1 protein-coding gene is annotated in these 528 nt (G+C 45.6%); it reads right to left on the reverse strand.

Annotation, left to right across the window (positions count from 1 at the left end; all coding sequences use genetic code 11):
• Positions 1 to 528 (reverse strand): AMP-binding enzyme (locus tag ABN217_RS20330; protein ID WP_502935150.1); only part of this gene is annotated, 528 nt, incomplete at both ends.

Below are 528 nucleotides of genomic sequence, written 5' to 3' on the forward strand. Positions count from 1 at the left end.
GCGGGTTTTCGGAAGAGAATCCGTCCAATGTAGAACATCTGGGGTTGCGATTGGGCCGATTTCTTTACGTACCCAATTGCGGACATCGGTATACAACTCAGGTGATGGTTCTTCCCCTGAGATTAAAGTGACATAAGCATAAATCGCTTGCCCTTTAATACTGTGTGGAATACCCACAACGGCTGCTTCTGCTATTTTTGGATGGGCAACTAAAGCTGATTCTATTTCAGCCGTTCCTAGACGGTGACCTGAAATATTTAATACATCATCGACACGCCCAGTGATCCAATAATAGCCGTCTTCATCGCGACGGGCACCATCACCACTGAAATACATCCCTTTGAAGGTTGAAAAATAGGTTTGTTCAAAACGCTCATGATCACCATATAAGGTGCGCGCTTGACCTGGCCATGAATCAACAATCACAAGGTTACCTTCGGTAGCACCTTCTAGAGGCTCACCAAGATTATCAACCAAAGCAGGACGAACGCCAAAGAACGGTAATGTTGCAGAACCTGGTTTCAGCAT

Origin of the sequence: Proteus sp. fly-1067, from assembly GCF_040139345.1 — a bacterium.
GTDB lineage: Bacteria > Pseudomonadota > Gammaproteobacteria > Enterobacterales > Enterobacteriaceae > Proteus > Proteus vulgaris_B.